This window comes from Rheinheimera pleomorphica, from assembly GCF_011634895.1.
GTDB classification, from domain to species: Bacteria; Pseudomonadota; Gammaproteobacteria; order Enterobacterales; family Alteromonadaceae; genus Alishewanella; species Alishewanella pleomorphica.
Genome location: NZ_SIRR01000005.1, coordinates 113987 through 128459, shown reverse-complemented (window position 1 = coordinate 128459; position 14473 = coordinate 113987). Strand labels below are relative to the sequence as shown.

General features: G+C 50.5%; 14 protein-coding genes. 11 read left to right on the top strand and 3 right to left on the bottom strand.

Features of this window, described 5'->3' with window-relative positions; genetic code table 11:
- Genes EYB30_RS05520 through pspF form a run of 3 tightly spaced genes read right to left on the bottom strand, consistent with a single transcriptional unit; the run spans nt 1 to nt 3733 of the window.
- Entirely contained in the window at nt 1-1017 is a 1017-nt protein-coding gene (locus EYB30_RS05520) for an ABC transporter permease subunit (protein ID WP_166837922.1), read from the bottom strand.
- Nucleotides 1014-2657, bottom strand: coding sequence for an ABC transporter substrate-binding protein (locus tag EYB30_RS05515; protein ID WP_166837921.1), 1644 nt, complete (start codon nt 2655-2657; stop codon nt 1014-1016). Before EYB30_RS05515 ends, EYB30_RS05520 begins: the two co-directional genes overlap by 4 nt.
- Nucleotides 2654-3733, bottom strand: coding sequence for a phage shock protein operon transcriptional activator (gene pspF / locus EYB30_RS05510; RefSeq protein ID WP_166837920.1), 1080 nt, complete (start codon nt 3731-3733; stop codon nt 2654-2656). Before pspF ends, EYB30_RS05515 begins: the two co-directional genes overlap by 4 nt.
- Before the next feature lie 185 nt (nt 3734-3918).
- On the opposite strand from pspF, the gene pspA reads away from it, so the two are divergent.
- From pspA to EYB30_RS05455, 11 genes are all read left to right on the top strand, one after another.
- The gene (gene pspA, locus EYB30_RS05505) at nt 3919-4590 is read left to right on the top strand and encodes a phage shock protein PspA (RefSeq protein ID WP_166837919.1); all 672 of its coding nucleotides are present in this window, start codon (nt 3919-3921) and stop codon (nt 4588-4590) included.
- Nucleotides 4591-4613: 23 nt separating this feature from the next.
- The gene (gene pspB / locus EYB30_RS05500; protein ID WP_166837918.1) at nt 4614-4850 is read left to right on the top strand and encodes an envelope stress response membrane protein PspB; all 237 of its coding nucleotides are present in this window, start codon (nt 4614-4616) and stop codon (nt 4848-4850) included.
- Nucleotides 4843-5259: an envelope stress response membrane protein PspC gene (gene pspC / locus EYB30_RS05495; RefSeq protein WP_166837917.1), complete on the top strand. Its 417-nt coding sequence runs from the start codon at nt 4843-4845 to the stop codon at nt 5257-5259. Before pspB ends, pspC begins: the two co-directional genes overlap by 8 nt.
- Nucleotides 5260-5266: 7 nt before the next feature.
- Nucleotides 5267-6658 (top strand): YcjX family GTP-binding protein, encoded by a 1392-nt coding sequence (locus EYB30_RS05490; RefSeq protein WP_241697973.1) that lies wholly within the window; start codon nt 5267-5269, stop codon nt 6656-6658.
- The gene (locus tag EYB30_RS05485; RefSeq protein WP_166837916.1) at nt 6655-7674 is read left to right on the top strand and encodes a YcjF family protein; all 1020 of its coding nucleotides are present in this window, start codon (nt 6655-6657) and stop codon (nt 7672-7674) included. Before EYB30_RS05490 ends, EYB30_RS05485 begins: the two co-directional genes overlap by 4 nt.
- Before the next feature lie 96 nt (nt 7675-7770).
- The gene (locus EYB30_RS05480) at nt 7771-8967 is read left to right on the top strand and encodes a trans-sulfuration enzyme family protein (protein ID WP_166837915.1); all 1197 of its coding nucleotides are present in this window, start codon (nt 7771-7773) and stop codon (nt 8965-8967) included.
- 185 nt (nt 8968-9152) lie between these two features.
- On the top strand, nt 9153-9953 hold the full coding sequence (gene phhA, locus EYB30_RS05475) for a phenylalanine 4-monooxygenase (protein WP_166837914.1): 801 nt from the start codon (nt 9153-9155) through the stop codon (nt 9951-9953).
- Nucleotides 9954-9962: 9 nt separating this feature from the next.
- A complete protein-coding gene (locus EYB30_RS05470; protein ID WP_166837913.1) occupies nt 9963-10304 on the top strand; it encodes a 4a-hydroxytetrahydrobiopterin dehydratase in 342 nt (113 codons plus the stop codon).
- 184 nt (nt 10305-10488) lie between these two features.
- Complete coding sequence (gene tyrR / locus EYB30_RS05465; RefSeq protein WP_166837912.1) at nt 10489-12051, top strand: transcriptional regulator TyrR; 1563 nt, start codon at nt 10489-10491, stop codon at nt 12049-12051.
- 214 nt (nt 12052-12265) lie between these two features.
- Nucleotides 12266-13339, top strand: coding sequence for a 4-hydroxyphenylpyruvate dioxygenase (gene hppD / locus EYB30_RS05460; RefSeq protein ID WP_166837911.1), 1074 nt, complete (start codon nt 12266-12268; stop codon nt 13337-13339).
- Nucleotides 13332-14465: a homogentisate 1,2-dioxygenase gene (locus EYB30_RS05455; RefSeq protein ID WP_166837910.1), complete on the top strand. Its 1134-nt coding sequence runs from the start codon at nt 13332-13334 to the stop codon at nt 14463-14465. Before hppD ends, EYB30_RS05455 begins: the two co-directional genes overlap by 8 nt.
- The last annotated feature ends 8 nt before the right edge of the window (nt 14466-14473 follow it).

Genomic DNA, 14473 nt, shown 5'->3' with positions numbered 1-14473 from the left:
TTAACGCTTCCTTGCCAGAGGGTTAAACAGGGTGTGCAAAATTTCTGTTAACATGTTTACGCTAATGACTAAGGTTGAAATAACCAGCAAACCTGCCTGGATAGCCGGGTAATTGCGCTGATAAATGCTATCGATCAGCCAGCGGCCGATACCGGGCCAGGAGAAAATCACTTCGGTAATCATTGCCAGGGTGATCAGGGTGCTAAATTGCAGACCGATCTGGCGGATCACCGGCAATAGCGCATTGCGCAGACCATGGCGATACAACACCTGGCCACGGTTTAACCCTTTGGCGCGGGCCGTTTTAATATAGCTTTGCTCCCACACGTCCAGCATCGAATCACGGGTGAACCTTATCATTACGGTGGTGGGGAAGGTTGCCAGGACCAGTGTCGGTAACAGCAAATGCCGCAAGGCGTTGATCAGCGCTTCTTGCTGGTGATGGCTGTCAGATAACAAAATGTCCAGCAGCATAAAGCCGGTAACATGGTTAACTTCGTACAATACCCCTATTCTACCGGCAGTAGGCAGCCAGCCCAGGCCAAGTGAAAACAGCATGATCAACAGCAGTGCCCACCAGAATACCGGAATAGAGTAACCGGTGACGGCAATAGCGGAAATGAGCTTGCTTAGTACGCCATCGGGTTTAACGGCGGCAATAATGCCAATTGGAATGCCGATAAAAAAAGAAATAAACAGCGCATAGGCGGCCAGCTCCAGCGTCGCCGGCAGCAAAGTAAGCATCTCCTGCAGCAGCGGTTGTTGGCTGGCGAACGACAACCCCCAATCGCCGCTGAAAATTCGCGTCAAATAAGCCAGATACTGGGCAATATACCCCTGATCCAGCCGGTACAATGTCGTTAACTGCGCCAGTTGTTCGCTCGAAGCACTGCGCAAACCGCTAAAGTTTTGCCAGGGTTCGCCCGGGAATAAATAGCCTAGGCTAAAGGCCAGTATACTTAGCGCAATAAATACAAATGCCAGCAACACCAAGCGACGCAGCAAATACAAAATCATTTGATATCCTTGGTCGCATTGGCCAAAGCGATGCCGCCATAAGGGTTAATCTGGATGCCCTTAATGGTGCTGTTTATCGCCTGAAAGCGTTGTGAATGCGCTATCGGCAGCAGGGGCATCTGTTCACTAAGATACTGCTGCGCCGCCATATAATAGCTACGCCGTTGCTTCTGATCTGCGGTTAACAATGCCTGGGCAATGAAACGGTCAAAGTTTTCATCACACCAGTTTGCCCGGTTAGTACCGGTTTGCGCGGCACTGCAACTGAGCAGTGGCCGGAAGAAATTATCCGGGTCGGCATTGTCAGCAGACCAGCCGATCAGCACGGAGTCATGTTCATTGGCGCCGAGTTTACGGCGAAAGCTGTTCCACTCGTACGACACTATACTGGCCCGGACACCAATTTGCGCCAGGTCAGCCTGCATCAGCTCAGCCATTTTCAGCGCATTGGGGTTATACAAACGCTGCACCGGCATCGCCCAGATATCCATACTAAAACCATCAGCATAACCGGCTTCGGTTAATAGTTGCCGGGCTCGTATGGGATCAAATTGCTGCGCACTTAAATTAGGGTTGTAGGCCCAGGAGGTTGGTGGTAATACAGAATTGGCCGCAGTGGCATGGCCAAAATAAACCGCCTGTAAGATAGCCTCTCGGTTAATCGCCAGCGCTAAGGCCTGGCGCACCTTAACGTTGTTAAAAGGCGCCTTGGCCGTGTTAAAGGCCCAAAAACCCACGTTCATACTGGTGCTTTCCTGCACATCCACATCGGGCCGCTGGCTGATAAGGCTTAATTCTGCCACGCGCGGAAAGGCCACTACATCGCATTCGTGGGTAAACAACTTGGCCATACGCCGGGCGTTGTTTGGCACTATGTCAAATACCAACTGTTCTGGCTTGGCCAGTTCGCGCCAGTAATGACGGTGGCGGTAATAACGGATCAGCACATCTTTTTGGTACTCTCTAAAGCGGAAGGGCCCGGTACCGATCGGATGGCTGTCTAAACGGGAAAGATTACCGCTGGCCTGCAGCTGTTGGCCATATTCAGCAGATAAAATGGCAGCAAAGTCGGTTGCCAGGTTCGACAAAAATGAGCTGTCAGGCCGGCTCAGGGTAAAACGTACTTGTGTGCGGCTGGGCGCCGTAACACTTTTAACCAGCCCGGCCCAGTCGACACTTTGAAAAAACGGATAGTTCGCGCCGCCCTGGGCATGAAACGGATGTTCTGTCAGCATAATACGGTTAAAGGTAAATACCACATCATCGGCGCTGAGCGGCCGGCTGGGCGTAAAATATTCGGTATGATGAAACTGTACATCCGGGCGCAAAGTAAACTGATATACCAGGCCATCGTCGCTGACCTGCCAACTGAGCGCCAGCCCTGGCAACAGCTCGCCGCTGCCGGGGGCAATGTCCAGTAAGCGGTCATACAGCTGCTGGCTGATAGCGTCTATGGTGGTGCCGGAGGTCACCAACTGCGGGTTGAAAGACTCAGGCGAACCTTCTGAGCAATACACCAGACCACTGCGCACTGTCTCGGGCAGCTGCGGCTGACAGGCGCTTAGCACGCTGGCTGCGCTTAACAGCCAAAGCCGGGTAAGGTAACGGGTGTTAGCGGTTGTTATCCACGGCAGGTTCATGCTTGCTGGCTTTCCAGTAACTGATACTTTTTCATGTAACCACGTAGCTGATGATAGGTCAGATTAAGCAGTTCAGCGGTTTTTTTCTGGTTATACTGGCTTGCGGCCAGCGCTTGTTTAATCAGGTTTATCTCAAAGTCTTGTGACAGGGTTTTAAAATCCTGTACCTGGCTAAAATCGAATTTATCCGCGGTTTGTGACGGTGCACTGGCCGGGGGGGCGGCTGCCGCTGCAGGCTGTTCTGGTGTTGTGCTGTGCGTTAAACGCGTGGCTTTAATACGTTGTGTCGGGCGGTAGGGCGACTCAAACGGATCTAACTGGATCTCATGCACCGGCACATAAGCGTTATTGGTGCGATAAACACTGCGCTCTACCACATTTTTCAGCTCGCGCACATTACCCGGCCAGTGGTAGTCGAGTAAGCTGCGCTTGGCCTTTTCGCTAAAGCCACTAAACAATTCAAAGCCAAGTTCGCGCGCCATGTTAATAGCAAAGTGCTCTGCCAGCAGTAAAATATCTTCGCGCCGCTCGCGCATAGGCGGCAGGGTAATGACATCAAAGGCCAGGCGGTCAAGTAAGTCGGCGCGAAACTCACCCAGCTCTGCCAGTGCCGGTAAATCTTCGTTAGTGGCGCAAATCAGCCGCACATCGGTCTTGATAGAGCGGCTGCCACCAACGCGCTCAAACTCGCCATATTCAATGACCCGCAGCAGTTTTTCCTGCACCAGACCGGGAGTATTGGCCAGCTCATCTAAAAATAATGTGCCGCCGTGGGCACGTTCAAACCGGCCTTCATGGCGTTTGCTGGCACCGGTAAAAGCGCCAGCTTCATGGCCAAATAACTCGCTTTCCAGCAGGTTTTCATTTAGTGAGGCGCAGTTCAGTGTCAGATATTGCTGATCCCAGCGCTGTGATAAGAAGTGCAGGCGGGCGGCGATCAGTTCTTTACCTGTGCCGCGCTCACCAATAATTAACACCGGTTTGTCCAGCGGTGCAATTTGTGACACCTGATCCAGCACATTTAAAAAGCTGTTAGACTGGCCCACCAGATTGTCTTGTTGGAATTTTCGGTTCATGGCGTGCTATTTGTTAGTTAATTTGGCTAATTAGTAGTGTATTTCATAATGCCAGGCAGCAGAAGCTTTTCGACAAAATAAATAAAAACCAATACTAATCATAGCGTTAAAATAATCTGCAAAGTTGGCAAGAAAACTGAATAAGCTGGAATGTACTAATCCAGTCATATACAGAGGTAAATATTATGGGTATTTTTTCACGCTTCTCCGACATAGTGAACTCAAATATCAACGCATTGTTAGATAAAGCCGAAGATCCGGAAAAAATGGTGCGGTTGATTATCCAGGAAATGGAAGACACCCTGGTTGAAGTGCGCTCGTCATCAGCAAAAACCATTGCTGAGAAAAAAGATTTGCAACGTGTGGTAAACCGTTTGCAGGAAGAGGTTGCAGACTGGCAGGCTAAAGCTGAACTGGCTTTAAGTAAAGAGCGTGACGATCTAGCTCGCGCAGCGCTGATTGAGCGGCAAAAAGCAGCAGATCAAGCCGATGCGGTAGCTGCGGATATTGCCAATCTGGATGAACACATCGGTAAGCTGCAGGACGAAGTGGCGCAGTTGCAGGAAAAACTGGCTGATGCCAAAGCGCGGCAGAAATCCATGCTGATGCGCCAGCAAACTGTGGCATCACGGTTGGAAGTGAAAAAGACGCTGGACAGCAACCGCATTAATGATGCGATGTACAAGTTTGAGCGCTACGAGCAAAAAATTGACACCTTGGAGGCCCAGGTTGAAGCTTACGATTTAGGTAAGAAAACCCTGAAAGATGAGTTTGCCGAGCTGGCTGCACAAGACAAAATTGATAATGAACTTGCTGCGTTAAAGGCTAAAGTTAATCAAAAAGGTAAAGACGCCTGATTATCAGGCGTTGAGGAGTCGATATGGAAATTTCAGAGGTTATTGGCATCCCGTTTATTTTGTTTATGATTTTTGTGGCGCCGATCTGGGTCATAATGCATTACCGCAGTAAAAATAAAATGGGACAAGGTTTATCAGATCAAGAGCTGACGCAGTTAAATGAATTGGCTCACCGGGCAGAAAAAATGGCCGATCGCATTAAAACGCTGGAAGCGATTCTGGATGCCGAAAGCCCTAAGTGGAGGTCGCAACATGACTAAACCAAAGCGGGAGCTGTTACGCGATGACGCCAATGGCAAGATTGCCGGTGTCTGTGCCGGTATCGCTGATTACTTTGGCTGGGAATTATGGCTGGTGCGTATTATCACCGTATCAGCGTTCTTTCTCGGTGCCGGTGGCCTGGTACTGGTGTTGTATATCGCCGCCTGGGTGGTACTGGAAAAAAAGTCCAAGGCCGCCTTCAAAACCAATACTACGGCTGACTTAAGTCCGCAGACACAGAAGGTGGTCGAAGTGAAAACCCGGCTTTGGCAACGTGGCGAAGCCCCAAAAGAAGCCCTGCTACACTTAACCAGTCAGTTTGACGGCCTGGAGCTGCGCCTGCGTGACATGGAACGTCATGTTACCTCGGCCAGATTCCAGTTAAACCGCGAATTTAATAACCTTTAAGGTGGTATTGCCACAACCTATGAGTTTCTTTAGCAAAGTACAGCAGCAAGGGCGCGAGCTAACCGGTCGCGCCTTTAACCGTCATCTGCGTCTGGGCGTTACCGGCTTAAGTGGTTCGGGTAAAACGGCTTTTATTACGTCTTTAGTCCAGCAATTGACACAGGGTGATAACGCGGCTAACTTGCCTTTTTTTAGTGTGGTGCGAGAGCAACGCTACCTTGGTGGGCGCTTAGCTGAGCAGCGGCTGGCCGTGCCACGTTTTCCGCTGGAGCAAAACCTGCAATGTCTGGCACAACAGCCTCCTGTCTGGCCGCCGTCAACCCGGCTTTGGTGCCAGTTAAATTTGCAGCTGCGTTATAAAGCCAGCGCCGGACTCAGGGCGCAACTACAGACTCACAGCGAACTGGCACTGCAAATTGTCGATTACCCCGGTGAATGGTTACTCGACCTGCCGATGCTGGACATCAGTTATGCCAACTGGTGCGAGTTTAGCTGGCAGCTGTTTGCTAAAGATCATCGCCAGGCTAAGGCTGAGGCGTTTAAGCAGCAATTAGCGGCAGTGAATTTGCACGACGACAGCGAGCTGGCATTACAGCAACTGACCGATGCTTATAAACAGTTGCTAAGCCAGTTTCATCAGACCGCGGGTGCTTACCTGAACCAGCCCGGCCGCTTGTTGGTGCCTGGCGAGTTGGCTGGCGCGCCGATGTTGCAGCTGTTTCCTTTGTTACCCGAACAGGCGGCACAAGACACGGCCCTTAGCAGGAAGCTGGCACAGCACTACCAAAGTTATTGCCAGCATGTGATTAAACCATTTTATCAGCAACACTTCGCGGCGCTGGACCGTCAGGTGATCCTGGTAGATTGCTTGTCTGCACTTAATGCCGGCTATGCTGCCATGACAGAGTTGCAACAGGCGCTGCGGCTTATCTTACAAAGTTTCCACTATGGCCCCTCAGGCTTGTTAAACCGACTGTTTAAGCCACGGATTGATAAAGTACTGTTTGCAGCCAGTAAAGCCGATCATGTGACACCTGAGCAGCATAAAGCACTGACACTGTTGCTACAGCAATTATTGCAGCAGCCGCTAAAACACAGCCAGTATCAGGCCGCCACCACCGAAGCGATGGCGATTGCCGCTATCCGTGCCAGCAGCTCGGGTTTTGTCCAGGTAGAGGGGTTGCCACAGCCGTGTCTGAGTGGCACCGATGTTGAGGGCAAAGCGATGACCTATTTCCCCGGTGAAGTGCCGGCAACGCTGCCCGATGCATCGCTATTTAGCCGCCATCAGTTTAGCTTTGCTAACTTCAGGCCATTGCCGTGGCAGGAACATCAACCGTTACCGCATGTCAGAATGGACCATGTGCTGCAGTTTTTGCTTGGAGATAAACTACGATGAGTGAGTTAAAGCAAGCGCGTTATTTTGACCCGCAACATGCTGCTGAGCCGGCACCGCTGCAAGCGGCCAGCCAGTTTACAGCAGGCGCTTTTATTGCTGAGCCGGCCACTGCTGACAGCGCAACGGTTAAACCGAGTCCACGCTGGTGGTGGCGGTTAGCCGGGTGCACCTTATTGACCATAGTGCTGTTAGCTGTCTGGCAGTGGGGACTGTGGCTTGAACAAAGCTGGCAACACAGCCTGATTTATGGCGCTGTGCTGACCTTTATCTCATTGGCGCTGGCGCTGTTACTGGCGGCGCTGCTGTGGCGTGAGCTGGCGCTGTGGCGCCGCTTGGCGCGCAACCGGCGTTGGCAACTAAGTGCCGAACGTATTGGTAACAGTGTGCAATATGGTGAAGCCGGGCCTTTATGTCAGGCGATAGCGGCAAGTTTACCTGCCAGTGCGCCGCTCAGCGCGGCACTGGCGCATTGGCGCAGTGCAGTAAAAGATGAACACAGTGATGAAGAACAACTGCAGTTATTTCAGCATCTGGTGTTGTCAGTACTGGATAAGCAAGCGCAACAACTGGTCTACCGGGCGGCAACGGACACCAGCATGGCAGTAGCCATCAGCCCCTTTGCACTGGCCGATATGCTGCTGGTGCTATGGCGCAGCAGCCGTTTAGTGCGTGAGCTGGCGCAATTGTATGGCGGCAGTATTGGCCAGTTGCGTAGCCTGGTGTTATTAAAACAACTGTTTACTGCTTTGCTGTGGGCCGGAGGCTCAGAGCTGGCACTGGATATGGCGTCCGATGTTATCGGTAGCGAGCTGACCGCTAAATTATCGGCCCGGGCCGGGCAGGGATTGATTGCCGGCTTATTAGTGGCACGGCTGGGTAATTTGGCCCAGCAACAGTTAAGACCGCTACCGGCAGATGCCACGACACGGGTTAGCATCAGCGCGTTAAGCAAAGCCTTGTTGCAGCGTTTTAAAGCGGCAGTGCAAACTAAAGCTGACAGTACACCGTCGCTTTGATGATACCGCCAGACTGCAAGATGTCTGGCGTGCTTCCATAAATATCAGATTCTGCTATTTGTTACAGCGACTTTAACTTTCAGTAGCAGTACATTTATGCACGACAAGAATAAAAACGCCGAAACCCTGTGTATTCACGCCGGTAAAGAAAAAAACCAATATGGCACTTTAGCCACACCTTTATACCAAAGTTCAACCTTCGTATTTGACAATGCTGAGCAGGGCGCCGCCCGCTTTGCCGGCGAAGCCGAGGGCTATATTTATACCCGCTTAGGCAACCCGACCACGCGCGAACTCGAGCTAAAAATTGCCGCGCTCGAAGGCATGGCAGATGCAGCGGCCACCGCAACCGGTATGGGCGCGGTGGCCGCCAGTACTATGGCGTTCTTACAGCACGGAGACCATTTAATTGCCAGTAAGGCGATATATGGCTGCAGTTTTGCGCTGTTTAACCACATGTTTGCCCGTTATGGTATCGACGTCAGTTTTGTTGATATGACTGACCATAGCGCGGTTGAGCAAGCGATAAAGCCCAACACCAAAATGTTGTTTGCCGAAACGCCAATCAACCCGAATATGGTGGTGCTGGATTTGGCGTTTCTGGGCGATTTTTGCCGCCGGCATCAGCTGATCTCGGTTATCGACAACACCTTTATGACGCCACTGCTGCAAAAGCCGGCCGAGTACGGCATTGATATTGTTATTCACAGTGCCACTAAGTACTTAAATGGCCACGGTGACGTGGTTGCCGGTCTTATCGTGTCTGACAGTGAAACCATTAAAACCATTAAGCTGACCACGCTAAAAGATATGGGCGCGACCATCAGTCCGCATGATGCCTGGTTAATTATCCGCGGTTTAAAAACCTTAGCGGTGCGCTTAGAGCGCCACTGCAGCAATGCGCAAAAGGTCGCGGAGTTTTTAGCGGGGCACCCGGCGGTACGCGAAGTGTATTATCCGGGACTGCCGTCACATGCTGGCTACAAGTTTATTGGCACGCAAATGAAAGCCGCCGGTGGTGTACTGGCGTTTGAACTAAACGCCAGCCTGGATGATAGCCGCTATTTTATTAACCAGTGTCAGCTGTTGAGCCTGGCGGTCAGCCTGGGCGATGCTGAATCACTTATTCAGCATCCGGCGTCTATGACACATAGCCCCTACAGCGCTGAAGAGCGACAAATGGCGGGGATCAGCGATGGGCTGATTCGGGTGTCGGTCGGGCTGGAGCATGTCGACGACATTATTGCTGATCTGGCACAAGCGCTGGCCAAAATGCAGCAACAGCAGCGTTAAGTACTGCGCATCTTGTAAGCCATTCTTTACGCCTACCCGGTTAACTTTAGGCGGCAACGAGATTAACTCTTGCCGCGCTATCGCTTAGTATCCGCACTAACTAATTATCTGCACATACTAATAAACGTCATATAACGCAGATAAGCGGGACACCCCCGTATAACAAATGGTTCAACAGGTTGTTTATGAGTAAGTCGAGTAAATATGTTTCCCGTCAGTCGGACGAGCACGGCGTTATCGCCTGGTCTGAGGAAGAAAACCAGATTTGGCATGAGCTGATCAGCCGTCAACTGGGCGTGATAGAAGGCAAAGCCTGCGATGAATATATGGCTGGGCTTGAAAAGCTGCAATTACCCACTGACCGCATTCCGCAACTGGAAGAAGTCAGTAAGGTGCTGCGTGCTACGACCGGCTGGGAATGCGCTGAGGTGCCGGCACTGATTAGCTTTGATAAATTTTTTGAGCTGCTGGCAAACAAACGTTTTCCGGTTGCAACCTTTATCCGCTCGCGCGAAGAATTTGATTATTTGCAGGAGCCGGATATTTTCCACGAAATTTTTGGCCACTGCGCCATGTTAACCAATCCGGCTTTTGCTGAGTTTACCCATACCTATGGCAAGCTGGGGTTGGCAGCCAGTAAGCAGGACAGAGTGTATCTGGCTCGTTTGTACTGGTTTACCATTGAGTTTGGCCTGTTAAATACGCCGGATGGCCTGCGCATATACGGCGGTGGTATTTTATCTTCGCCAGGTGAAACCCGTTATGCGCTGGAGTCTGATGTGCCTGAGCGCAAAGTCTTTGATGCGGTAGATGTACTACGTACACCTTATCGTATTGATATTATGCAGCCGATTTACTTTATGATAGAGCGTATTGACCAGCTATTTGATATTGCGCATCTGGATATGATGGCATTGGTTGAACAGGCTAAAGCGTTGGGGCTGCATGCGCCAAAATTTCCCCCGAAAGAAAAACAAGCGAGTTAGGAATTATTCATGTCTGAATTAAAAGCAATGCAATGCGAGGCCTGCCGTGCTGACGCGCCCAAAGTGTCAGATGCCGAATTACCGGAATTAATGCGTCAAATCCCGGATTGGACGCCAGTAGTGCGCGACGGTATTTTGCAGCTGGAACGCGAGTTTAAATTTAAGAACTTTAAATTGGCCTGGGCATTTCACCATAAAGTGGCTGAGCTGGCCGAGGCAGAAGGCCATCATCCGGCGTTATTACTGGAGTGGGGCAAGCTGACGGTGACCTGGTGGTCACATTCAATTAAAGGCCTGCACAAAAATGACTTTATTTGTGCTGCCAAAACCGATGCGCTGTTGTCGGCCTGATTGGAACGAAGTGGCGTTTAGACGCCACTTCTGTTTAGTAGATATTTACCCGCCCCACGTCTTACTTAGCACAGCACACGGCTAAATTGGTTTTTGTTCACATTTCTTTACAAAACTACTGGTCTCTTGTTGTCGTTATACCGTATTATGCTGCTCATTACATCGTCGTGAGGCACTTTGCGGTATGCGGTTAGAAATTCAATGTCAGAACCGGCTCGGGCTGGCGCAGGAAGTATTAAATGTACTGGTAAGTTATCAACTGGACTTGCGCGGTATTGAAGTGGATCCCGGTTTAAGCCGGATGTACGTGTCCTTTCCGACGGTTAATTTTGAAAAGTTTCAGGAACTGATGGCAAAAATGCGCCGCATTGCCGGCGTGGAAGATGTGAAAACCACGGCTTTTATGCCGTCAGAGCGCGAACACAACGAGCTGTCTACCTTATTAAAAACTTTACCCGATGGTCTGATTGCGGTGGATATTAAAGCCAATGTTACTGTGATTAACGAGGCCGCGCTGGAAGTCTTAGCCGTGTCACACGATGCGATTGCCGGACAATCGTTGCAGGGCATGGTGAAAGGCTTTAATTTTCAGCGCTGGTTAGAAGGCGATGAAGTGCTGGCGCAAACCCGTCGTATAGAAATTCACGGCAAGCGTTTTGTTGCCGATATTCTGCCGGTAATGGTACCGGATGAAACCGGCCATGAAATTCTGGCTGGTGCCGTGATTAACTTAAAATCTGAAAGCCGGCTGGGGCAGCATATCGTCGCGTTTAAAAAAGGCGATCAGGAGAGTTTTAACACCTTACAGGCGCATAGCAATGTCATGCGTAAAGTGGTGCGTGAAGCGAAAAAAATGTCGCAGCTCGATGCGCCCATTTTAATTATGGGCGAAACCGGCACTGGCAAAGAGCTATTGGCCCGCGCTTGCCATGCCGCCAGCAGTCGCAGTGGCAAACCGTTTTTAGCGCTCAATTGTGCGTCCTTGCCAGATAATGTCGCTGAGTCTGAGCTGTTTGGCTATGGTGCCAATGCCTTTCCCGGCACGACGGAGGGCAAAAAAGGCATTTTTGAACAGGCCAACGGCGGCACAGTATTTTTAGATGAAGTGGGCGAGATGTCGCATTCACTGCAAACCAAGCTGATCCGGTTTTTACAGGATGGCAGTTTCCGCCGCGTGGCTGATGAAAATGAAGTAAAAGTGGATGTACGGGTGATTTGCACCACACAAAAAGATTTACCCGGCATGGTGCAGGAAGGCAAATTCCGTGAGGATTTGTTCTATCGCTTAAACGTACTGACGCTAAGTTTGCCGGCACTTAGAGAGCGCAAGCAAGACGTCGTGCCACTGGCGGAGTTTTTTATTGCCCGTTTTGCCGCCCGCTTAGGCCGCAAAGCACCAAAACTCACTGACAGCTGCATGACGTTTTTACAAAACTACCCCTGGCCGGGCAATGTAAGGCAGTTAGAAAATGCCTTGTATCGCGCTATTACACTGCTAGAAGGCTTTGAGCTGGATAAAGAGCATTTGCAGCTACCCAGTTACAACAACGACTTTGGCTATTTAGAGCAAGACTTTGACGGCACCCTGGACGAAGCGGTAAAACGCTTTGAAGCCAATCTGTTACGTAAGCTGTTTCCGGCCTATCCCAGCTCGCGCCAGTTGGCGAAAAAGCTCGGTTTAAGCCATACCGCGGTTGCCAACAAGCTGCGCGATTACGGTATAAATCGCAAGAGTGTAAAAATTTAACTACGCTTTGTCTGTAAAGTAATACAAAAATACCGCTGCCAATGCCAGTTGGCGGCCCTTTTTTGCCCTGTTATGGGTACTTTGTGCGTTTCGTAGCGCCAACTTTACAAAACCAGTGTTTGGCCCTGAGCTAAGTGTCGACTGTTGGCCTCTTCCTTTTTTTTGCCGCTAGCGCATTATTAGCGCCATCTAAGACGTAGCAGGGAATACACCAATGATTGATAACATTAACCCACTGGGTACCGATGGTTTTGAGTTTGTTGAATACACAGCGGCCGATGCAGAAGGCATTCAAAAGTTAAAAGATTTATTCTACTCACTCGGTTTTACCGAGGTGGCTAAACATCGCTCTAAGCAAGCCTGGCTGTATAAACAGGGCGATATCAATTTTATCGTCAATGCAGAGCCTAATTCACAGGCAGAGGAATTTGCCCGCGCCCATGGCCCCAGCGTTTGTGCTATGGCGTTTCGGGTAAAAGATGCCGCTCATGCACTGAAACATGCGGTAGCCAACGGCGCCAAAGAGTACAAAAACCAGATTGGCCCGATGGAGCTGAATATTCCTGCTGTGTACGGCATTGGCAGCAGCCTGCTGTACTTTGTAGATCGTTATGGCGCAAGCAGCGTGTACGACATTGACTTTAAGTATTATGACAACTGGCAGGTTGAGATGGCCAAGCATGGTGTTGGCCTGGAAGTGTTGGACCATTTAACCCATAACGTAATGCGCGGCAATATGAATGTCTGGGCCGGTTTTTACGAGAACATCGGTAACTTCCGTGAAATCCGCTATTTTGACATCGAAGGTAAGTTAACCGGTCTGGTATCAAAAGCGATGACAGCGCCATGCGGTAAAATCCGTATTCCGATTAACGAGTCCTCTGATGACAAGTCACAGATTGAAGAGTTTATCCGCGAATACAAAGGTGAGGGTATTCAGCATATCGCCTTAACCACCGACAATATCTATGACACTGTACGCACGCTGCGTAGCCGTGGTATGGAATTTATGCCAACGCCGGATACATACTACAACAAGGTGAACGAGCGGGTAGAAGGCCATACTGAAGATTTAGATCAGCTGCGCGAGCTGCGTATTCTGATTGACGGCGCGCCAATGAAAGACGGTATTTTGCTGCAAATCTTCACTAAAACCGTTATTGGCCCAGTGTTCTTTGAAATTATCCAGCGTAAAGGCAATGAAGGTTTTGGCGAGGGTAACTTTAAAGCCCTGTTTGAATCGATTGAAGAAGACCAAATTCAGCGCGGAGTGTTAAGCAATGCGTAAATGGGCATCGTTTCCATTAAAGGAAGGGGATGTATCACGTCAGGCGCATGCTGATTTTCCTGAGCAGGCGATTTATGAGCGCGAAACCGGTCGTAGCGGTTTTTTTGGCCCGGCGACGCACTTTCATCATCGCCATGCGCCGACCGGCTGGACCGACTGGCAGGGGCCGCTTCGGCCGCACCTGTTTAACTTTAACGAGATTGGCAAAGACAATGCTAACTCGCCCTGGGCGGTGCCAAACCTGTTATTTAATGCGCATTGTAAAATGCGTACCTGGCGCTTAACTGACAGCATGAGCAAATTGGTGCGTAATGCCGATGGTGATGAGCTGCTGTTTATCCATGAAGGCAGTGCTGAGCTTTACTGCGACTACGGCCATATGTCAGTGCGCGACGGTGATTACATTGTGATCCCGCGCTCCACCATGTGGCGTTTAGAGCCAAAAGAGCCGATGTTTATCCTACTGATTGAAGCCACCAACGACAGCTATCAGCTGCCGGAAAAGGGGCTGGTAGGTAACCATGCTATTTTTGATGCTGCGATGCTGGATACACCGAAAATTAACGACGCCTTTAAAGCACAATACAGCGAAGACAGCTGGCAGGTTGAGGTAAAACGTCATGGTCAGGTGTCAGTGATTACTTACCCCTATAATCCACTGGATGCCATTGGCTGGCACGGCGATTTAGCGGTAATGCGTATTAACTGGCGTGATATCCGCCCGCTGATGAGTCATCGCTATCATTTACCGCCATCGGCGCATACCACCTTTGTCGCGCAGCGCTTTGTGGTGTGCACCTTTGTGCCGCGGCCGATTGAAAGCGACCCGGGTGCATTAAAAGTGCCGTTTTATCATAACAATGATGATTATGATGAAGTGCTGTTTTACCATGCCGGTGATTTTTTCAGCCGCGACAATATCGAAAAAGGTATGGTGACTTTCCATCCGGCCGGTTTTACCCATGGCCCGCACCCGAAAGCGTTTCAGGCCGGCCTGGAGTACCGCAAGAAGTTTACCGACGAAGTAGCGGTAATGCTCGATACCCGCGATGCGCTGGAAATGGGGGAGGCGGCGCTGGCCACCGAAAACCCGGAATACGTTAACAGCTGGAAAGTAAAACCCTGAGCACGCTT